The organism is Flavobacterium sp. ARAG 55.4, from assembly GCF_051846875.1.
Classification (GTDB): Bacteria; Bacteroidota; Bacteroidia; order Flavobacteriales; family Flavobacteriaceae; genus Flavobacterium; species Flavobacterium plantiphilum.
In genome coordinates this window covers 155565-175168 of the sequence record NZ_JBPYCT010000011.1, presented here as the reverse complement: position 1 = coordinate 175168, position 19604 = coordinate 155565, and the positions used below count along the sequence as shown (strand labels likewise).

The 19604-nt window shown below is 34.7% G+C and carries 21 protein-coding genes and 1 tRNA gene; 10 read left to right on the top strand and 12 right to left on the bottom strand.

Going from position 1 to position 19604, the window contains the following annotated elements; all coding sequences use genetic code 11:
• Position 1: 1 nt before the first annotated feature.
• From ACSV4D_RS13405 to ACSV4D_RS13380, 6 genes are all read right to left on the bottom strand, one after another.
• Positions 2-76, bottom strand: a tRNA-Val gene (locus tag ACSV4D_RS13405).
• An 85-nt stretch (positions 77-161) separates the two neighbouring features.
• On the bottom strand, positions 162-1382 hold the full coding sequence (locus ACSV4D_RS13400) for a bifunctional folylpolyglutamate synthase/dihydrofolate synthase (protein ID WP_439228656.1): 1221 nt from the start codon (positions 1380-1382) through the stop codon (positions 162-164).
• Between the two features lie 25 nt (positions 1383-1407).
• Positions 1408-2205, bottom strand: coding sequence for an energy transducer TonB family protein (locus ACSV4D_RS13395; protein ID WP_408082307.1), 798 nt, complete (start codon positions 2203-2205; stop codon positions 1408-1410).
• Positions 2206-2243: 38 nt separating this feature from the next.
• Complete coding sequence (locus ACSV4D_RS13390) at positions 2244-2636, bottom strand: ExbD/TolR family protein (RefSeq protein WP_439228655.1); 393 nt, start codon at positions 2634-2636, stop codon at positions 2244-2246.
• A 2-nt stretch (positions 2637-2638) separates the two neighbouring features.
• On the bottom strand, positions 2639-3343 hold the full coding sequence (locus ACSV4D_RS13385) for a MotA/TolQ/ExbB proton channel family protein (protein ID WP_408082309.1): 705 nt from the start codon (positions 3341-3343) through the stop codon (positions 2639-2641).
• A gap of 94 nt (positions 3344-3437) precedes the next feature.
• Positions 3438-4502 carry an anhydro-N-acetylmuramic acid kinase gene (locus tag ACSV4D_RS13380; RefSeq protein WP_439228654.1) on the bottom strand — a complete coding sequence of 355 codons (1065 nt, stop codon included), beginning with the start codon at positions 4500-4502 and terminating at the stop codon, positions 3438-3440.
• A gap of 183 nt (positions 4503-4685) precedes the next feature.
• On the opposite strand from ACSV4D_RS13380, the gene ACSV4D_RS13375 reads away from it, so the two are divergent.
• The 10 genes from ACSV4D_RS13375 (at position 4686) to ACSV4D_RS13330 (ending at position 11967) form a co-directional block, all read left to right on the top strand.
• Positions 4686-5825 carry an acyl-CoA dehydrogenase gene (locus tag ACSV4D_RS13375; protein WP_439228653.1) on the top strand — a complete coding sequence of 380 codons (1140 nt, stop codon included), beginning with the start codon at positions 4686-4688 and terminating at the stop codon, positions 5823-5825.
• Between the two features lie 34 nt (positions 5826-5859).
• Positions 5860-6537: a Crp/Fnr family transcriptional regulator gene (locus ACSV4D_RS13370; protein ID WP_439228652.1), complete on the top strand. Its 678-nt coding sequence runs from the start codon at positions 5860-5862 to the stop codon at positions 6535-6537.
• Positions 6538-6616: 79 nt separating this feature from the next.
• Positions 6617-7216 carry a peroxiredoxin-like family protein gene (locus ACSV4D_RS13365; protein WP_439228651.1) on the top strand — a complete coding sequence of 200 codons (600 nt, stop codon included), beginning with the start codon at positions 6617-6619 and terminating at the stop codon, positions 7214-7216.
• A 2-nt stretch (positions 7217-7218) separates the two neighbouring features.
• Positions 7219-7608 carry a DoxX family protein gene (locus ACSV4D_RS13360; RefSeq protein ID WP_439228650.1) on the top strand — a complete coding sequence of 130 codons (390 nt, stop codon included), beginning with the start codon at positions 7219-7221 and terminating at the stop codon, positions 7606-7608.
• Position 7609: 1 nt separating this feature from the next.
• On the top strand, positions 7610-8098 hold the full coding sequence (locus tag ACSV4D_RS13355) for a DinB family protein (protein ID WP_439228649.1): 489 nt from the start codon (positions 7610-7612) through the stop codon (positions 8096-8098).
• Positions 8086-8796 carry an NRDE family protein gene (locus ACSV4D_RS13350; RefSeq protein WP_439228648.1) on the top strand — a complete coding sequence of 237 codons (711 nt, stop codon included), beginning with the start codon at positions 8086-8088 and terminating at the stop codon, positions 8794-8796. The genes ACSV4D_RS13355 and ACSV4D_RS13350 overlap by 13 nt, the downstream gene beginning before the upstream one ends.
• Before the next feature lie 28 nt (positions 8797-8824).
• The gene (locus ACSV4D_RS13345; RefSeq protein WP_439228647.1) at positions 8825-9859 is read left to right on the top strand and encodes a D-alanine--D-alanine ligase; all 1035 of its coding nucleotides are present in this window, start codon (positions 8825-8827) and stop codon (positions 9857-9859) included.
• Positions 9859-10533, top strand: a complete 675-nt coding sequence (locus ACSV4D_RS13340; RefSeq protein WP_439228646.1) for a hypothetical protein — start codon at positions 9859-9861, stop codon at positions 10531-10533. The genes ACSV4D_RS13345 and ACSV4D_RS13340 overlap by 1 nt, the downstream gene beginning before the upstream one ends.
• A gap of 28 nt (positions 10534-10561) precedes the next feature.
• A complete protein-coding gene (locus ACSV4D_RS13335; RefSeq protein ID WP_439228645.1) occupies positions 10562-11239 on the top strand; it encodes an SDR family NAD(P)-dependent oxidoreductase in 678 nt (225 codons plus the stop codon).
• Positions 11240-11361: 122 nt separating this feature from the next.
• Positions 11362-11967, top strand: a complete 606-nt coding sequence (locus ACSV4D_RS13330; protein ID WP_439228644.1) for a SprT-like domain-containing protein — start codon at positions 11362-11364, stop codon at positions 11965-11967.
• 85 nt (positions 11968-12052) lie between these two features.
• Here ACSV4D_RS13330 and ACSV4D_RS13325 read toward each other — a convergent pair whose 3' ends face one another.
• The 6 genes from ACSV4D_RS13325 to gcvP form a co-directional block, all read right to left on the bottom strand.
• Positions 12053-12814, bottom strand: coding sequence for an ABC transporter ATP-binding protein (locus tag ACSV4D_RS13325; RefSeq protein WP_439228643.1), 762 nt, complete (start codon positions 12812-12814; stop codon positions 12053-12055).
• Positions 12811-13560 (bottom strand): MlaE family ABC transporter permease, encoded by a 750-nt coding sequence (locus ACSV4D_RS13320; protein ID WP_408082322.1) that lies wholly within the window; start codon positions 13558-13560, stop codon positions 12811-12813. The genes ACSV4D_RS13325 and ACSV4D_RS13320 overlap by 4 nt, the downstream gene beginning before the upstream one ends.
• A 69-nt stretch (positions 13561-13629) precedes the next feature.
• The gene (locus ACSV4D_RS13315) at positions 13630-14478 is read right to left on the bottom strand and encodes a glycosyltransferase (RefSeq protein ID WP_439228642.1); all 849 of its coding nucleotides are present in this window, start codon (positions 14476-14478) and stop codon (positions 13630-13632) included.
• A 68-nt stretch (positions 14479-14546) separates the two neighbouring features.
• The gene (locus ACSV4D_RS13310) at positions 14547-15086 is read right to left on the bottom strand and encodes a methyltransferase (protein ID WP_439228641.1); all 540 of its coding nucleotides are present in this window, start codon (positions 15084-15086) and stop codon (positions 14547-14549) included.
• Between the two features lie 221 nt (positions 15087-15307).
• Positions 15308-16366, bottom strand: coding sequence for a 3-oxoacyl-ACP synthase III family protein (locus ACSV4D_RS13305; protein ID WP_408082325.1), 1059 nt, complete (start codon positions 16364-16366; stop codon positions 15308-15310).
• 242 nt (positions 16367-16608) lie between these two features.
• Positions 16609-19458, bottom strand: a complete 2850-nt coding sequence (gene gcvP / locus ACSV4D_RS13300; RefSeq protein WP_439228640.1) for an aminomethyl-transferring glycine dehydrogenase — start codon at positions 19456-19458, stop codon at positions 16609-16611.
• Positions 19459-19604 lie beyond the last annotated feature (146 nt).

The window sequence follows — 19604 nt, the reverse complement described above, 5'->3', positions numbered from 1 at the left end:
GTGGGCGATGAGGGGTTCGAACCCCCGACCCCCTCGGTGTAAACGAGGTGCTCTGAACCAGCTGAGCTAATCGCCCTGTTTTATTAGGTTGCTATCAGTTTGTGATTGCGAGTGCAAATATACAATGCTTTTTTGAATGTGCAAGCAAAAAAGTAAAAAAATTATAAAATTTCTGCAACAACAAAAGTGCTTCCGCCAACATAAATAAAGTCATCAACTGTAGAAAATTCCTTAGCAGAATGGTAAGCTTCTGTAACAGAAGAGTATGTTTCGCCTTTAAGGTTGTGTTGCGTTGCTTTTTCTTTTAAAATAGCAGTATCAAGTCCTCTGGGAATATCGGGCTTACAGAAATAATAAATTGCGTCTTTAGGAAATAAAGGAAGCACTTCGTCTAAATCTTTATCGTTTACAACACCTAAAACAATGTGTAATTGTTCAAATTTCTCTTTTTGAATTTGATTCAGTACAATCTCAAGTCCGTTTTTATTATGTGCGGTATCGCAAATTACTTTTGGGTTTTCATTGAGTTGTTGCCATCTTCCCAGAAGTCCTGTGTTTTTAACTACGTTTAATAAACCTGATTCGATATTGTCTTGATTAATGCTAAAATCAGTTTGCTCATTCAGAACTTTAATAGTCTGAAGTACTGTTTTTTTATTGTGAATTTGATAATCACCAATTAAATCTGATGGATAATTATTCGAAATTAAATCGGAAGCAAAATAGATTGCAGCATTATTTTCTTTGGCTTTATCCAAAAAAACACTTTTTGTTTCGGCTGTATATTCTCCAATAATAACCGGGATTTCTTTTTTGATAATTCCAGCTTTTTCAGCGGCTATTAATTCTATAGTGTTTCCTAAAAATTGAGTGTGATCTAAGCCAATATTAGTGATTACAGAGGCTAGGGGAGTGATGATGTTGGTGGCATCTAGTCTTCCGCCCATACCAACTTCAATAACGGCAATATCTACTTTTTCTTTGGCAAAATAAGCAAAAGCTAATCCAACGCTCATTTCGAAAAAACTGATGTCATTGGCTTCAAAAAAAGTTTTGTTGGAATTAATGAAATCACAAACAAAAACCTCGGTAATTTCTGTTCCGTTTATTTTAATACGTTCTCTAAAATCTTTTAAATGGGGAGAGGTATAAAGACCTACTTTGTAGCCTGCTTCTTGAAGTATTGAAGCTAGCATGTGCGAAGTAGAACCTTTTCCATTAGTGCCCGCAACGTGTATGAATTTTAAATTTTGATGGGGATTACCAAGGTGGTTTATCAGTAAATGGGTGTTTGTTAAATCTTTTTTGTATGCAGAAGCTCCCTGTAATTGGTACATTGGAAGTTGGTTAAACATCCAGGCTGTAGTTTCTTGATAATTCATTTTTTAATGTAAAATTGTTCCAATATTATTCACCCAATTTGAAATTCACTGTGATGAAACCTATTTGGGTTTCCGGAGCATTAGCATCTGGCTGCCATTTGTATTTTCTGGCTGTAGCCAATGCCGGTTCTATTAAACAAGGATTAGTATTAGTAGTTCCTTTAGTGTATTTAGCAGCAATTACATTACCATTACGGTTTACGGTAATTTGAACTACTACGGTACCAAATTCGTTACACTGTTGAACTACTTTCCCCCGGCTGCTAATTTTTCTTCCATTTAATCCCCAACCGCTTCCTGTTCCGCTTCCGCTTCCTGAACCATAGTAAGTGTTTGCATAAGGGTTGCCATTTAAACTGCCTTTGTCTCCGGCTTTATCATCGTTTCCTTCACCGCCTTTAGCTGTTCCGTCTGATTTTGGACCATTAATTAAGCTTGATAAAGCATCCGTAGTGCTTTTGGAAGGTTTTGGACTTTCTTTGGGTTTTTCTTTTACCTCTTCTTTAGCGATTTGTTTGGTCGGCTGAACTTTTTTAGCCTGTTTCATTACAACCGCTTCTTCAATATCCTGCGATAATACATCGTCATTGCTGGCTGTGGCTTGTTTGGCCGCAGTAGCTTTTGGTGCTGATTGGATGGCTTCTGTTGGTTGTATGTTTCCGCTGCCAAATTCGGTTGTACCAAAGTTAATGGCTATTCCGTTTTCTGGTGGAGGATCTAAAGAAGTAAGCCCGAGATATAAAAACAAAACAAATAGTATCACAAAAATGATAGTTGTGATAGCAAATGATTTTTTTTCTTCTTCTGTTTCTAAATATTTCATGTAGAATAAATCTGTTTTTTCTTGAAAGCCAGGTTGAATTATTTAGGTCTTACGGCTAAAACAACTTTAATTTGATTTCTGTTTGCAATGTCTAAAACGTTAACTGCTTTTTCTATTGGGACACCTTCTTCAGCTCTTAGAATAATAGCTTTGTTTTGGTCAGCAGCAACTATTGCTAATAATTTTGCCTCCAATTCGTTTTCCGAAACAGCTTCTTTGTCAATAAAAAACTCTAATTTTTTATTGATGCTTACCGCAATATTTTTGTTACTGTCCGTTTTTCCTTTTGCTTTTGGTAATACTAAATCAAGTGCATTAGTGGTTACCATTGTCGAGGTCAGCATGAAAAATATCAATAACAGAAAGACTATATCTGTCATGGATGACATATTGAATTCGGCGCTAACTTTATTTCTTCCTCTTAAATTCATAATTATGCAGGGTCATTTAATAAGTCTAAAAAGTCAACCGCATTGGCTTCCATTTGATGTACAATTTTATCGGTTTTTACTACTAGGTGGTTGTAACCTACATAAGCAATAATTCCTATTACAAGTCCAACAACAGTAGTGGTCATTGCTGTATAAATTCCTTCAGAAAGTGCGCCAACTTCAATCTGACCACCGGCAGTAGCCATTTTGTGGAAAGCCTGAATCATTCCGACAACTGTTCCTAAGAAACCTGTCATAGGTCCGGCACCTGAAATAGTAGCCAGTAAACTTACATTCTTTTCCAATTTGTTTATTTCCAGTTTCCCGGCGTTCTCAATAGCAGTATTGATGTCGTTTAAAGGTTTGCCAATTCTGGAAATTCCTTTTTCAATTAATCGAGCTACAGGAGATTTAGAATGAGCACAAGCCATTTTAGCATTGTCAATACGTCCGTTTTTAATGTTATCTTTAACAAGACTCATGAAATTGGTGTCGATTTTTGAGGCTGCATTGATGGCCATCAGACGTTCGAAATAAAGGTACAAGGCAACAAAAAGCATTAGGAATAATGCTGCCATTATTATTTGACCTGCTAATCCTCCGCTGGTTAGGAGTTCGATGATCGATATGGTTTTTTCAACTGGAACCGCTTCGGCTAAATTTTCACCTGCAACAGATAAGGTATCTGCTTGTAACAATATACTCATATAATTTTTCTTTGTTATTGAAACGCTAAGATATTATAAAAATTGCGATTCTATTGGATAAAATTCGAAACAAATAACACTAAGTTTTTGTTTATTAAGGATAAATATATCCTGCGCTATGGTCTTTTTGGGCACCGGTAACACTGCTCAGAGTATTGATTTCGTTTCTTAATTTTAAAATACCAAGCAGAGCAAAAATCAAAGCTTCCTTATATTCCAGCATTTTCTTTTCAGGAATGATTAATTTCATTTCAGGTAAATAATGTTCAATTCTCGAAATTAGAAAATCATTATAAGCGCCTCCACCTGTAATTAGAATACTTCCTCTTTTCGAAGGCAAAGCTAATGCTGTTTGAAAAGCAATGTGTTCCGTAAAAGTTCTTAATTTGTCTTCGATAGAAATTGCATAACTTTCGATTATGGGTAAAACCGTTTCTTTTACAAATTCAAATCCCAAGGATTTTGGGTGTTGTTGTTGGTAAAAATCCAATTGATTTAAGGCTTCAAATAATGGGTTATTGATTTTTCCTGTTTTCGAAATGATTCCTTTATCGTCATAATTCAATCCCAATTGATTGGCATAAAAATTTAAAACAGTATTTACTGGCGAGATGTCGAAAGCAATTCTTTGATTATTTTCTTCGAAAGATACATTCGAAAATCCACCTAAATTCATGCAGTAATCATAATTAGAAAATAAAATCCGATCGCCAATAGGTACTAAAGGAGCGCCTTGTCCTCCTAATTGTACGTCGTGAACTCTAAAGTCGCACACGACTTTTTGATGGGTTAAAGTGGCTATTTCCGGAAGATTTCCTATTTGAAGAGTAAATCCGTTTTGGGGTTGGTGTAAAATGGTATGACCATGAGAACAAACAGCATCCAAATCTTTGATTTGGTGTTTTTCAATAAAATCAACAATAATTTCAGAGAGCAGTTGGGTGTAATTCCGGTTTAGTTTTTCTAATGTTTTCGTAGAGAAATCAACAGCACTTTTTAATTGATTAATCCAATCATTACTGTAAGCTACGGTTTCACACTCCAGAATTTTAAAATGCCATTGATTGTTTTTTATTTCAAAATGGATGTGAGCTAGATCAACTCCGTCAAGCGAAGTGCCTGACATAACACCAATTACATTGTAGAAAACTTTTTTCATCGACAGAGAATCGTAAGCAATTAAAATATTAAAAACTTAAATTGTATTTTTTAAATAAAAGTAAGTAAATTTAGAAAACACAAAATCAATAAACGAAGATTAGGTGTTGAATATTAAAATATTTTTTGGACCCAAATAGTTTTTCAAAACCGATTGAAATAGCTGTTTATAAAAAGTGTTGTTATGGATTTTAATTTGACCGAAGAACAAAAAATGATTCAGCAAGCTGCCAGGGATTTTGCACAAAACGAATTATTGCCAGGAGTTATAGAAAGAGATGAGTTTTCTAAATTCCCAACCGATCAGGTAAAAAAAATGGCCGAATTGGGTTTTCTGGGAATGATGGTTGATCCTAAATATGGTGGTTCGGGCATGGACAATGTGTCTTATGTTTTAGTGCTTAGTGAAATTGCAAAAGTGGATGCTTCGGCTGCGGTGATTATGTCCGTAAACAATTCTTTAGTTTGTGCGGGCATGGAAAAATATTGCAGTGAAGAGCAAAAACAAAAATATTTAGTTCCGCTGGCCAAAGGGGATATTATTGGTGCTTTTTGTCTTTCGGAGCCTAATGCAGGTTCTGATGCTACTTCGCAAAAAACAACAGCCATTGATAAAGGAGATTATTATTTGTTAAACGGAACAAAAAATTGGATTACTAATGGTTCAACCGCTTCTACCTATATTGTTATGGCGCAAACGAATCCCGAAAAAGGACATAAAGGAATCAATGCATTTCTGGTAGAGAAAGGATGGAAAGGTTTTACCATTGGTCCTAAAGAAAAGAAAATGGGAATTCGTGGTTCAGATACACATTCTTTACATTTTAATGATGTTAAAATTCCAAAAGAAAACAGGATAGGAGAGGATGGTTTTGGTTTTCACTTTGCGATGGCAGTTTTAAACGGTGGTCGGATTGGTATTGCTTCTCAAGCTTTAGGAATTGCTACAGGAGCTTATGAATTAGCCTTGAAATATTCGCATGTGCGTGAATCTTTTGGGAAAGAAATTTTTCAACATCAGGCTATCGCATTTAAGTTGGCTGATATGGCTACTCAAATCATGGCTGCCAAAATGCTTTGTTTGAAAGCGGCTTCCGAAAAAGACGAAGGAAAGGATATTACCCAATCCGGAGCGATGGCTAAATTATATGCTTCTCAAACCGCTATGGATGTAACGATTGAAGCCGTACAAATTCATGGTGGAAATGGGTATGTGTCTGAATATCATGTGGAACGTATGATGCGCGATGCAAAAATTACCCAGATTTATGAAGGTACATCAGAAATTCAACGAATTGTCATCTCGCGGACATTAACTTCTTGAAATATCAATTATTTTTATCCCAAAGTTGTCTTTTATGTATGAAGATTTAAAATATTGGTACCTGCGTGATCATAAGTTGTTTCGGACTTTGAGTTTTGCCCAAATCAAGCAATTGTGTATCATTACAGGTTTCAAGAAAGCCAGTAAGGGAGAAATTATTTATTTCTCTTCATCAGATGTACCGAGAATATTTTTGCTTAAAAAAGGAAATATCAAAATTGTTGCCGTTGATGAAGAAGGCAATGAGATCCTAAAAGATATTATTCAAAAAGGAGATTTGTTTGGCGAATTGACTTTAGAAAATGATTTTGAATCTAATGAATATGCCAAAGTACTCTCTGATGATGTAGTAATTTGTAGTTTTCTAATGTCTGATTTTGAAAATTTATTACTTCAGCATCCTTCTTTAGCGCTTTCTTATACCAAATTTGTTGGTTTAAAAATGAAACGCATTAAAAATAGTTATGCTAATTTGGTTTCCAAAGATGCTAAAACCAGATTGTATCAGTTTCTAAAAGATTGGGCAGAGAAAGAAGGTAAGCAGGAAGGAAATGTAGTGACTCTTGAAAATTATCTTACTCAAAATGACATCGCTCAGATTATATGTACTTCCAGACAAACGGCAACCCAATTGCTCAATGAAATGGAGTCTCAGGGAATGTTACTGTATAATAGAAGAGAAATAGTGATTACTGATATCAGGAAATTGTAGTTTTTTAATCGAACTGTAAACTAGCCGACAATACGCAGTTCAAAACGATATTACCTTTACATTAAATAAAAATGATATCATGAAAAAAATAATCAGCTTAGTTTTGTTAGTGATCGGTTTTGCAGGGAATGCTCAAAGCAGTTTGCCACAAGGAGCAACCGATATTGCACCTTTATTAATAGGAGAAAAAATTCCTAATAGCACTTTAAAATCAATTGATGGCAATGCCGTTTCTTTAAAATCGGTTTTGGATAAAAAAAGAACCATTTTGGTTTTTTATCGTGGTGGTTGGTGTCCGTATTGTAATTTGCATTTGGCAGCTTTGGGCGAAGCTGAAAAAGAGTTATTGGATTTAGGATACCAAATTGTTGCTATAAGTCCTGATGCTCCAAAAAACTTAAAAGTGACTGAAGAAAAAGATAAAGTAAATTATCTTTTGTTGTCTGACAGTAATGGAGATCTGGCAAAAGCTATGGGAATTGCTTTTCAGGCACCGGATAAATACAAATCCATTTTGAACAAAGGTTCTGATGGTATTAATAATCATTTCTTGCCTGTTCCTTCGGTTTTTATTGTAAATTTAGATAGCGAAATTGAATTTGAGCACATTACGCCAGATTATAAGCATCGTATTTCGAATGATTTATTGGTTGCTGCTGCAAAATCTTTAATAAAGTAGTCGTGAAAACTTCAGTAGTTATTTGGGTATTGCGTGTAGTTGTCGCTGTAATTTTATGGCAAACGCTCTATTTTAAATTTACAGCTGCACCTGAAAGTGTGTATATTTTTTCGAAATTAGGTGTAGAACCTTATGGACGAATTGGAACTGGAATTTTGGAACTCCTTGCAGCCGTTTTAATTCTAGTGCCTCGAACGAGTTGGATTGGAGCGCTGTTGGGGTTTGGATTAATGAGTGGGGCGGTAGTCTCTCATGTTTTTGTTTTGGGAATTGAAGTCCAAAACGATGGCGGGACTCTTTTTCTGTTAGCACTTTTCGTTTGGATAAGCTGTATTGTTTTAATTTATAAAGATAAAAGTAAGTGGTCTAATTTGTTGAATTTAAAATTCTAATATGCTTTTACCATCCATAAATAAAAGTTTAAATGAATTAGTCAATTTGTTACGGCAATTGTCAACTGATGAATTTACAAATCCATGTCCTGAATTGAGCCATGCCAGTATTGGCGAACATTGCAGACACATTATAGAAATGCTTCAATGTTTAGAAACTCAATTGGATTCAGGAATAATTAATTATGACCATAGGGAACGCAATCAATGCATTCAAACCGATATGGAATATGCTATAGCACAAATTCTAGCTATCCAAAACGGATTGAGAAATGAAAACAAAAATCTCGAATTACAGCAGTTTATTGAAGGCGAGGAAATTAGGATTCAAAGTAATTATTTTAGGGAATTGCTCTATAATTTAGAACATTGTATTCATCATCAGGCGTTAATAAAAGTCGCGGTTTTAAAATTTGAAAATATAAATGTAGATGCTAATTTTGGGGTGGCCCGTTCTACTATCGAATTCAGAAAGAAATGTGTACAGTAAGTTTTGTAAATAGTAATGGCAGAATTTTTATTACATCTAATCGGGATGAGAAGATTATAAGACCCAGTGCCATTCCTCCAAGAAACTATACCGTAAATGGAAAGAATGTTATTTTTCCAAAAGACCCAAAAGCAGGTGGCACCTGGTATATTGTAGATGAAACCGGAACGGTACTCGTTTTATTGAATGGTGCAGAAGAAAAACACAAACAAAAATCCTTTTACAGAAAAAGTCGCGGATTGATTGTTTTAGAATTGATTAGCGAAAATTCGCCAAAAGATTTTTGGGAACTGATAAATTTAGAAAACATCGAACCTTTTACTTTGGTTTTATTTCAAAATAATCAGTTGTTTCAGCTACGCTGGAATGGAACAGAAAAAGAAAAGTTAGTTTTGGATAGCACTGAAAAACATATTTGGTCGTCATCAACTTTGTATTCCAGCCAAATTAGAAAAGAAAGAGCCGATTTGTTTTATGCGTTTTTAGAAAACAAAGGATTACTTTCGGAATCAGATATGTACCAATTTCATCGGTATGCCGATGAGGAAAATACCGAAAACGGTTTGGTGATTAATCGCAATGGAGAAACTAAAACTTTGAGTATTACCCAATCGATAATTGAAAAAAATAAAGTAGCAATTGTGCATTATGACTTGCTTACCAATGAAGATTTTACCACTTCATTTATCATTGTTTAATATTGTAGGATTGTTAAGAATTAAGAGAATGAAATTACTGCTGCATAAAATTTTTCATTGGGAATATTGGCCTTTTCAAGTGGTTTATATTCCTATTTACTTTCTTTGGGGCTATTATGCCATTAGAGCCAAATCGCTTTTTTTCTTTAATGCATCCAATCCGAGTATAAAAAATGGAGGGTTTATTATGGAATCTAAAAAAGCCATCTATAATTTAATTCCACAACAATATTATCCTAAAACCGAATTGGTAAAAGAAGGAACTTCTTTAGCAGAAATTCAAATTTTAATAGAAGAATCAGGAATTCAATTTCCATTTATAGCAAAACCTGATATAGGTTTACGCGGTTCCGGCGTGAAAAAAATCAACAATATTACCGAGTTGAATCAATATGCCCAAAAAGCTAATTTTGATTTTTTATTACAGGATTTGATTCCGTATGAAAATGAAATCGGGATTTTTTATGTGCGTTATCCCAATGAAAATAAAGGCAGAATTACTGGAATTGTTTCTAAGGAATTTTTAATCGTAGTAGGCGATGGAATCTCAACGATTGAAACTTTAATAAAAAAGAATCCACGATTCGAATTGCAATTAGCTACTTTGCAAAAAGAATATGGAACCCAGCTTTTAGAGGTTTTAAAAATAGGAGAGAAGCGCAATTTAGTTCCTTATGGTAATCATGCCCGTGGGGCCAAATTTATCGATGGAAGCCATTGGATTTCTCCAAAATTAGAAGCTACTATTGATGCTATTTGTGTACAAATACCAGAATTCTTTTTTGGAAGATTAGATGTAATGTATACTACTATGGAAGAATTAGAATCGGGTAAAAACTTTGCTATTGTGGAGTTGAACGGTGCTGCCAGTGAGCCTACACATATTTATGATCCTGCTCATTCGGTATTTTTTGCCTGGAAAGAATTAGCCCGACATATTACCTATATGTATGAAATTAGTTTGTTGAATAACAAAAAAGGCGTTCCGTTTTTATCACATAAAGAAGGAATGAAAGAATATCGAATGCATTTGGCGCAAAGTCAAAAAATTGTCAATTTCTAATGATGAAGATAATTCAAAATATTGCGGTTGGATTTATAGTTAGCTTTTTAGGTTCCTTACCATTGGGTTATCTTAATATTGTTGGGCTTGAAGTGTATTCTAAATTAGGCTTGGAACCTTTAGTTTTTTATATTTTAGGAGTTATTTGCATAGAAGCTTTTGTTGCCTATTACACTTTAATATTTGCGCATCAATTGGTTCAGAATAAAAAGCTCATGAAAGGGATTGAGGTTTTTGGAGTATTCTTTTTGTTGGTTGTTGCTTTTATTTTTCACCAAAAATCATCGCACACAGTTCATGGTGAGGGCTATTTAGATGCCTATTTGCAATGGCCTGTTTTTGCAGTGGGTGTTTTCTTGAGCTGTTTTAATTTTTTGCAAATTCCTTTTTGGCTGGCTTGGAACCTGTATTTTCTTAATGGCAATTATATCAGTATTTATAAGCGATTGAAATTTTATTATGTAGGAGGAACTATGGTGGGTGTTTTCTTTGGAATGCTGTTTATCATTTATTTTTTGGATAAAATTCATAAGCAAATTGCCTTTTTAACCGATTATATGATACCTGTAATTATTCCTGTTTTCTTTGTTTGTATGTCTGGATTGCAAGGCTATAAAGTGTACAAAAAGTACTTTTATAACAAAATGGCATTAGAAGAAAAGGAATCTGAATAGGTTCATTGATTTTGTTTATTTTTGTGGCATGAAGAAAATTATTATCACAGGAACCAGCAGAGGAATCGGATTTGAATTGGCTTTAAAGTTCGCCAATGCAGGACATCAGGTTTTGGCCATTTCGAGAAAAATACCTCAGGAATTAATTGCAAATGAAAATATTACTTGCCTTTCAGTAGATTTAGCAAACGAATCCGATTTAGCGCAAGTAGAACAATTTCTTTCTTCCACCTGGAAACAAGTAGATGCTGTGGTTCATAATGCAGGTAGTTTAATTTGTAAACCCTTCGAAACTCTAACTCAAACTGATTTTGAAAATGTATATAAAGTCAATGTTTTTGCTGTTGCAAATTTGACTCGCATTTGTATTCCGTTTTTGCAAAAAGGAAGCCATGTGGTTACTATCAGTTCTATGGGAGGTGTTCAGGGAAGTTTGAAATTTGCAGGTCTTGCCGCTTATAGTTCCAGTAAAGGAGCAGTGATTACGCTTTCGGAATTATTAGCCGAAGAGTACAAAGAACGTGGTATTGCTTTTAATGTTTTGGCACTTGGAGCAGTTCAGACAGAAATGCTAGAAGAAGCTTTCCCAGGTTATCAGGCATCTATTTCGGCAGCAGGAATGGCAAATTATATTTATGATTTTACACTAAACGGAAATAACTATTTTAACGGAAAAGTATTAGAAGTTTCAACAACTAATCCTTAAAGAAGTTATAAGTTAAACGTTAAGAGTTAAGTGAGATTTGATTAATTTTTTTATAGTATTTATTGTTTGAATTTTACTGATAACCCATAACTGATAACTCACAACCCATAACTTAAAAAAAATTGAGCGATACATTAGCTAAATATATTCCGGAACATGCAGTCAAACCCGTATTTGAGTTGATTGTAGAAAACAGAGTACATTTAAAAATTGTTAACGAGCGCCTGACACGTCATGGTGATTATAGAAAAGCGGTGAACGGAAAACATGAAATTACCGTAAACGGAAGTTTGAATAAATACCGTTTTTTAATTACGCTTATTCATGAAATTGCGCATTTAGTGGCTTTTGAAAAATTTGGTCGCAACATCAAACCACATGGAAACGAATGGAAGTATGTTTTTCAGCAACTGATGGTTCCTTACATTCGACCTGAAATTTTTCCCAATCAATTACTACCTTTATTAGCAAGACATTTTAGAAATCCAAGCGCTAGTAGTGATACCGATACCACTTTATCACTGGCTTTGAAACAATTTGATCCCCAAAACGATAAGAATTATGTTTTTGAAATTCCTTACGGCAGTGTTTTCCGAATTAAAAACGGAAAGGTTTTTAAGAAAATAGCGGTGCGTACCAAGCGCTTTGAATGCTTAGAAATTAGTTCCGGAAAGCTATATTTATTCAACCCAAATGCTGAGGTGGAGTTGATTAAAAACACCAATTAAAAATAAATTTTAAAATAAAAATCCCAAATTCAACTATATTTTATAATTGGAATTTAGGATTTTATAATCGTAATTTTTAAAAGAGCTATTCTTTTAAATACGCTTCTCTTACTTTTTTAAATAAATTAGAAGAATAGACAAAGTCTACAACTGCCTGATTATCGGTTTTAAAAATCTCTTCTTTATTCCCCTGCCATTCTTTAAGTCCATTTTTTAAGAAAACAATATTGTCTCCTATTTCCATAACTGAGTTCATATCATGGGTATTGATTACAGTGGTAATGTCGTATTCCTCGGTAATTTCCCTGATTAGGTTGTCAATTAATATGGATGTATTGGGATCTAATCCCGAGTTAGGCTCATCACAAAATAAATATTTAGGCTTGTTTACAATGGCACGGGCAATAGCTACACGTTTTTGCATTCCGCCTGAAATTTCAGAAGGTAATTTATTATGGGCATCTGTCAGCGCAACTCTTTTTAAAACAAAATCCACACGTTCTTTAATTTGTGCTTTGCTGTTATTGGTGAACATTCGGAGGGGAAAAGCTACGTTTTCTGCTACTGTCATGGAGTCAAACAGAGCACTTCCCTGAAATACCATTCCAATTTCAGTTCGGAGTTCTCTTTTTTCATCGTCGTCCAGATTCGAATAAATCCGGCCGTCAAACTCAATGGTGCCAACTTCAGGATGATGAATTCCTAATAAACTTTTTAATAAAACTGTTTTTCCGGATCCACTTTGCCCTATAATCAGGTTCGTTTTTCCTGTTTCAAAAACAGTACTTATTCCTTTAAGGATTTTGCTGTCTCCAAATGATTTTTCTATGTTTTTTACTTCTATCATGATCCTAATAACAACTGAGTTAGTATATAATTAAAAAGTATGATGGATACTGATGTCCAGACAAAAGATACGGTACTTGCTTTTCCTACTTCTAATGCTCCACCTTTCATATAATAGCCGTGAAACGATGGTATGGTTGCCAGTAACATTGCAAAAATGAACGTTTTTATAAAAGCATAAGTAATATGAAACGGAATAAACTGCATTTGGGCACCGGTAATAAAATCATTACTGGTAGTAAAACCCCCGTAAACTCCGGCAAGCCATCCTCCAAAAATTCCTAAGAACATACTGATTCCAATGACAAACGGATATAATAATAAAGCGATGATTTTAGGGAAAACTAAATAATTTAAAGAGTTTACTCCCATAACTTCCAGAGCATCTATTTGTTCCGTAACACGCATAGTTCCTATACTGGAGGTAATGAATGATCCCATTTTTCCGGCCATAATTACCGAAATAAAAGTAGGAGCAAATTCAAGAATTACCGATTGTCGGGTTGCAAAACCAATAAGGTATTTTGGAATTAAAGGATTTGTTAAATTTAAAGCTGTCTGAATTGAAACAACTCCACCAACGAAAAAAGAAATAAAAGCAACAATACCAAGTGAATCTATAATTAAATCGTCTATTTCTTTAAAAATAAGATTGCGCATTACAGACCATTTAGTCTGTTTATTAAAAATTTCTTTCAACATCAGGAAGTATCTCCCTAGTTGTGATATATAGCGGATAAGCATCATAGTTTTTTGATTATGGGCTAATTTACGAAATTAGTTATAAGTTATGGGGTATGAATTACGGGTTTTTGTTTAGAAAAGCTTCTCTTTTATTTTTTTTAAGCGATAATTTCGAATAAATTTTGCTTGTTCTGCATTAACCATTAATGGTTTTTTTTCTGATTTTGCTTTTAGAAAACCATTGATATAATCAAAAAACAATAAAGGTCTCTTTTTCATAAACGATAATTTTGCCGAAGCGATTGCTGTAATCCAGAATCCGTAACCTAAAGTGTAGAAAGCTTCGCCTTGTTTGTAACGGGCTGTTTTGTTATAATTAGCGCCGGTAGGTTTTAAGTGTTTTACATGTAAGCTTTCATCTGTGACAATTTTCCAATTATAGAATTTACAAAGTAATTCGTCTACAGTGTCCCAGCCCATCTGTGGTTTTAAACCGCCAATTTGTTTAAAAGTTTCTTTTCGGTACGCTTTTAATGCACCGCGAATGTGATCTTTATCGGTTAAGTTTTCCAGAACCCAGTCGCCATTTTTTTCGATATAACAAAATCCTCCCACCATCCCGATAGTTGGATCAGAATTAAAATGTTTGGTAATAGTTTCGAAATAATTAGCGGGAAAAATTAAGTCAGCGTCTAATTTTACAATAACATCATAATCTTCATCCAGAGTTTCAAAACCTTTCTGAAATGCCTGAATTACTTTGCTTCCGGGTAAATGAATGGCGCTTGATTTTTTTTCTACCAGTGTAATAAACGGATTTTCTTTGGCGAAAGCCCAAACAATTTCAGCAGTTCGGTCAGTAGAATTATCATTCACAATTACCACTTTTTTAGGTAAAAGCGTTTGCGAAACCAAGGATTCTAAAGTCAGGGCAATAAATTCTTCTTCGTTGTGAGCAGGAATAACTAGGTAGTAGTTCATTGTGATAATTATGAATTATAAATTATGAATTGTAAATTCCAATAACATAATTTGTGGCAATTTTTGAATCATTCAATCTTTTTATCATTCAATTTTTCAGCAAAAACAATGTAGTATCTTGGTGTGAAATAACGTAATAAAGGTCTAAAACCTAATTTCTTTACAGGATGAGTGAATTTTTCTCTCGCTGTGATTGTCCAGCCAGTTTTTTCTAAAAGCCAGTCTAATTGCCAGTCTTCAAATTCATGATAATGTCTGTCCCACATATCAGTTTTACTTCTGTAAGCAGGAGAAAACCATAGTCGTAAAGGGATTGAAATTACTAACTTATCGCATGTTACATTTTCTAAAACGGTATAAGGATTTAATAAATGTTCGAAAATTTCAAAAGCAGTAAAAACAGTGTAGGATTCCATTTGTAAAGCCGTTTGGTCTTTGTCTAAATCTTCTCCTTTAGTGTTTATCACCTGATATCCGTTTTCTTCCATTATTTTTGAAAATGGATTCGGAACTCCTAAGTCAAAAATGGTTTCAGAAACGGAAACGTGTTTTTTTAAAAAATTTAAAGTGTGCCTGAATCTTTTATTAGGAAATGTTTTTTCGTACATTGTTTACAGCGTTATAATAGCAACGGCAAATGTACGAAGATATATTGCTTCTATAGTGTTTTTTATACCGCAAATTCGCAAATTAGAAAACACTTAAGGGATGAAATAATTTGCGAATTTGCGGTTGAATTTTTATGTTTTTGCTTCTAATTAATGAAAAATCCGCAACTTAAATAATTTCAGGTTGCGGACTTTATTATAATATAATTTGATTCTAAAAATTAGTATCTATAAACAAAAGCATTGATGTTCATTCCTGCTCCTACTGAAGCGAAGATTAAGATATCTCCTTTGTTGATTTCGTGGTCTTTAATTTGTCCGTTTAATATCAAATCAAAAAGTGTTGGAACTGTAGCTACACTACTGTTTCCTAAATCATGAATACTCATAGGCATAATATTATCCGGAGCAGTTTTATCATATAATTTGTAAAAACGGTCAATGATAGCTTCATCCATTTTTTCATTAGCCTGATGAATCAGAATTTTTTTAACGTCTTCTATTGCAATACCACTTTTATCCAGACAGCTTTTCATAGCAGTAGGAACGTTGCTTAGCGCAAATTCATAAATTTTTCTACCATACATTTTGATGTATTTGGTATTTTGGTCTAAGCCTGGGTGGTATGATTTTCCGTAGAATAAAAATCCCGCTTCTTCTTCAGTATAAGAGGCCGTTTCATACGAAAGCATTCCGGTTTCGTTATCAGAAGCTTCAATAATTGTTGCTCCGGCACCGTCAGAATAAATCATCGAATCACGGTCGTGATCGTCTACTACTCTCGAAAGCGTTTCAGCACCTATAACCAAACAACGTTTTGCCATTCCGGATTTTATAAAAGCATTCGCTTGTAAAACCCCTTCAACCCATCCGGGACAACCAAAAATAAGGTCATAAGCCACGCATTTTGGATTTTTAATCTGTAATTTATGCTTCACACGACTGGCTAAACTTGGAATCATATCTGATTGTACACTTCCAAATTTTACATCGCCAAAATTGTGAGCAAAAATGATATAATCAATGGTTTCCGGATCGATTCCTGCATTTTTAATTGCTTTCTGTGAAGCCAGAAAAGCCAGATCAGATGTGTTGTAATGACTTTCTGAATAACGCCTCTCTTCAATTCCGGTTATTGCTTTGAATTTTTTTATAATAACTTCATTCGATTGTTTGATAGGTGTTCCATCTTCATTTAAAAATTGATGAAGTTCAAAGTATTTGTCGGAAATCACTCTTTCGGGAATGTAACTTCCTGTTCCAGTTATTTTTATTTTCATTAGGCTGTTTCCATTAAAAATAATAGCGATAATTTAATATTTTCAAAACAAAGAGAAAATAGTAAATGCTATACATTTGGCAAAATTACTGATATTTTTTAAAGAATTTTCAAAATCAGCTGCTTTTAATTTCTGATTTAAGAAAGTTGTTTGAATAAAAAATATTTAGTTGTATAATTTTCTGTGAGTTATAAAAATGCCCCGAAATAAACGAGGCACCTTTTTAATTATGATTTTTCGAACTAGCTTTCCATATACGCTTCAATAGGAGCACAAGAACAAACTAAGTTTCTGTCTCCAAAAGCATCATCGGCTCTGCGAACACTAGGCCAGAATTTGTTTTCAGCGATATATTCTAATGGGAATGCAGCTTCCTCACGGCTGTATGGGAAATCCCAAATCTCATTAGTGAGCATGGCTAAAGTATGCGGTGCATTTTTCAACACATTGTTTTTATCTTCAATCGTAGCAGCTTCAATTTCTTTTCTGATTGATATCATCGCTCCGCAAAAACGATCTAATTCTTCTAAGTTTTCACTCTCTGTTGGTTCAATCATTAAAGTTCCGGCAACCGGGAAAGAAACAGTAGGAGCGTGGAAACCATAATCCATCAAACGTTTAGCAATATCAGTTACTTCAATTCCTTTTTGTTTGAACGGACGGCATTCTAAAATCATTTCGTGTGCTGCACGACCCATTTCTCCGGAATATAAAGTGTCGTAATGACCGCTTAATTTTTCTTTGATATAATTTGCATTCAGGATAGCGTGTTCTGTAGCCGATTTTAAACCTTCAGCACCTAACATTCTAATATATCCGTAAGAAATCAAACAAACTAAAGCGGAACCCCATGGTGCTGCAGAAATAGCTGTAATGGCATTTTCTCCTCCGGTGGCTACTACTGGATTAGTTGGTAAGAACGGAGCTAATTGAGGTGCCACACAAATTGGTCCTACACCTGGTCCACCACCACCGTGAGGGATAGCGAATGTTTTGTGTAAGTTCAGGTGACAAACGTCAGCGCCAATAGTTGCTGGATTCGTCAATCCTACTTGTGCATTCATGTTCGCACCATCCATATAAACCTGTCCGCCGTTATCGTGAATGATTTGAGTAATTTCTTTAATAGCACTTTCGTAAACTCCGTGAGTGGATGGATACGTAATCATAACGCAAGATAAATTGTCTTTGTGTAAAATGGCTTTTTCACGTAAATCTTCAACGTCAATGTTTCCGTTTTCAAGGGTTTTTGTAACGACCACTTTCATTCCTGCCATTGCCGCAGAAGCAGGATTGGTTCCATGAGCTGATGAAGGAATTAAAGCAATGTTTCTGTGGTGGTCACCACGAGATTCATGATAAGCCTGGATAACCATTAAACCGGCATATTCTCCCTGAGCACCAGAGTTAGGTTGTAAAGTAGTAGCCGCAAAACCGGTAATTTCGTTTAAGTATTCTTCCAGTTTAGTAAGCATCTCCTGGTATCCTTGTGCTTGATCTAAAGGCGCAAATGGGTGAATACTGTTCCAGCTTGGAGCACTTAATGGCAACATTTCGGCTGCAGCATTCAATTTCATCGTACAAGAACCTAAGGAAATCATCGAGTGATTTAAGGCTAAATCTTTGCGCTCTAACATTTTGATGTAACGCATCAAAGCGGTTTCAGAATGGTATTTGTTGAATACTTCGTGTTGTAAGAATGTTGAAGTTCTTACCAGACTTTCAGGAAAATGATTTGTATTTGATAATTCATCAATTCTGATGGTAGCTAATCCTTTTGCAGCAGCAAAAATAGAAACTACTTTATTCAAATCAGCAAAACCTATTGTTTCATTCAATGAAATAGAAACTGAATTTTCATTTGGATAAAAGAAATTCACTTCGTTAGCTTCCGCAATTTCTCTTACTTTTTTAGCATCTGCTTTGATTACAATGGTGTCAAAGAAAGCAGTATTGGTTTGTTCGAAACCTAATTTGGCTAAAGTATTTGTCAAAGTCACTGCCGAAGCATGTACTTTGTTAGCAATATATCTTAAACCTCTTGGTCCGTGATAAACCGCATACATACTCGCCATTACCGATAATAAAACCTGAGCTGTACAAATGTTTGAGGTTGCTTTATCACGTTTGATGTGTTGTTCACGTGTTTGTAATGCCATACGCAAAGCACGGTTACCATTAGTGTCTACGGTAACTCCGATAATTCTGCCTGGCATCGAACGTTTGTATTCGTCTTTAGTAGCAAAGTAAGCCGCATGAGGACCACCATAACCCAACGGAATTCCGAAACGTTGCGTAGTTCCAAGAACCACCGCAGCACCCATTTCTCCCGGAGGCGTTAATTTAGCTAAACTTAAAATATCAGCAGCAACGGCTACTTTGATATTGTTTTCGGCAGCTTTTGCAATAAAATCAGTATAATCATTTACTTGTCCAAATTTACCCGGGTATTGTAAAATAGCTCCGTAGAATTCTTCAGAAAAGTCAAAATCTTCGTGATTTCCAACTACTAATTCTACGCCTATTGGAGTAGAACGCGTTTGTAAAACAGATAATGTTTGGGGTAAAATTTCTTCAGAAACGAAGAATTTACAAACATTGGCTTTCTTTTGTTCTCTGGTTCTTACGTCAAATAATAAAGCCATGGCTTCAGCGGCAGCAGTTCCTTCGTCAAGAAGAGATGCATTAGCGATTTCCATTCCGGTTAATTCAATAACCATGGTTTGGAAATTCAAAATAGCTTCCAGACGACCTTGGGCAATTTCTGCCTGATAAGGCGTGTAAGCTGTGTACCAACCCGGGTTTTCAAAAACATTTCGTTGAATAACAGCCGGAACAATAGCCTGGTTGTACCCTAAACCAATGTAGGTTTTGAACATTTTATTTTTATTTCCTAAAAGAGTAATATGTTTTAAATACTCATATTCGGTCATTTCAGGATCTAAATTTAGAGGTGCTTTTAGACGAATGTCATCTGGAAGTGTCTCATAGATGAGTTGTTCTATGGAATCAACTCCAATTGTTTTTAACATCTGTTGTAGGTCGGATTCCTCCGGGCCTATGTGTCTTAGAGCAAAAGCGTCTGTTTTCATTTGTAGATAAATATCTGTTTTAAATCGGAAAATGGAATTAACTCCTTATTTAATAATTACATTTTGGAGACGTTGAATTTTATTTCACATAAATCAGAATTTGTAGGATAACAAATTTAAGTTTATGCTCCTTTCCTGTAGCTATA

What these genes read in the sequence shown, in the direction of transcription:
- ACSV4D_RS13400 (WP_439228656.1), bottom strand. Translation starts at nt 1,382, where the DNA reads ATGAATTATCAAGAAACTACAGCCTGGATGTTTAACCAACTTCCAATG.
- ACSV4D_RS13395 (WP_408082307.1), bottom strand. Translation starts at nt 2,205, where the DNA reads ATGAAATATTTAGAAACAGAAGAAGAAAAAAAATCATTTGCTATCACA.
- ACSV4D_RS13390 (WP_439228655.1), bottom strand. Translation starts at nt 2,636, where the DNA reads ATGAATTTAAGAGGAAGAAATAAAGTTAGCGCCGAATTCAATATGTCA.
- ACSV4D_RS13385 (WP_408082309.1), bottom strand. Translation starts at nt 3,343, where the DNA reads ATGAGTATATTGTTACAAGCAGATACCTTATCTGTTGCAGGTGAAAAT.
- ACSV4D_RS13380 (WP_439228654.1), bottom strand. Translation starts at nt 4,502, where the DNA reads ATGAAAAAAGTTTTCTACAATGTAATTGGTGTTATGTCAGGCACTTCG.
- ACSV4D_RS13375 (WP_439228653.1), top strand. Translation starts at nt 4,686, where the DNA reads ATGGATTTTAATTTGACCGAAGAACAAAAAATGATTCAGCAAGCTGCC.
- ACSV4D_RS13370 (WP_439228652.1), top strand. Translation starts at nt 5,860, where the DNA reads ATGTATGAAGATTTAAAATATTGGTACCTGCGTGATCATAAGTTGTTT.
- ACSV4D_RS13365 (WP_439228651.1), top strand. Translation starts at nt 6,617, where the DNA reads ATGAAAAAAATAATCAGCTTAGTTTTGTTAGTGATCGGTTTTGCAGGG.
- ACSV4D_RS13355 (WP_439228649.1), top strand. Translation starts at nt 7,610, where the DNA reads ATGCTTTTACCATCCATAAATAAAAGTTTAAATGAATTAGTCAATTTG.
- ACSV4D_RS13350 (WP_439228648.1), top strand. Translation starts at nt 8,086, where the DNA reads ATGTGTACAGTAAGTTTTGTAAATAGTAATGGCAGAATTTTTATTACA.
- ACSV4D_RS13345 (WP_439228647.1), top strand. Translation starts at nt 8,825, where the DNA reads ATGAAATTACTGCTGCATAAAATTTTTCATTGGGAATATTGGCCTTTT.
- ACSV4D_RS13340 (WP_439228646.1), top strand. Translation starts at nt 9,859, where the DNA reads ATGATGAAGATAATTCAAAATATTGCGGTTGGATTTATAGTTAGCTTT.
- ACSV4D_RS13335 (WP_439228645.1), top strand. Translation starts at nt 10,562, where the DNA reads ATGAAGAAAATTATTATCACAGGAACCAGCAGAGGAATCGGATTTGAA.
- ACSV4D_RS13325 (WP_439228643.1), bottom strand. Translation starts at nt 12,814, where the DNA reads ATGATAGAAGTAAAAAACATAGAAAAATCATTTGGAGACAGCAAAATC.
- ACSV4D_RS13320 (WP_408082322.1), bottom strand. Translation starts at nt 13,560, where the DNA reads ATGATGCTTATCCGCTATATATCACAACTAGGGAGATACTTCCTGATG.
- ACSV4D_RS13315 (WP_439228642.1), bottom strand. Translation starts at nt 14,478, where the DNA reads ATGAACTACTACCTAGTTATTCCTGCTCACAACGAAGAAGAATTTATT.
- ACSV4D_RS13310 (WP_439228641.1), bottom strand. Translation starts at nt 15,086, where the DNA reads ATGTACGAAAAAACATTTCCTAATAAAAGATTCAGGCACACTTTAAAT.
- ACSV4D_RS13305 (WP_408082325.1), bottom strand. Translation starts at nt 16,366, where the DNA reads ATGAAAATAAAAATAACTGGAACAGGAAGTTACATTCCCGAAAGAGTG.
- gcvP (WP_439228640.1), bottom strand. Translation starts at nt 19,458, where the DNA reads ATGAAAACAGACGCTTTTGCTCTAAGACACATAGGCCCGGAGGAATCC.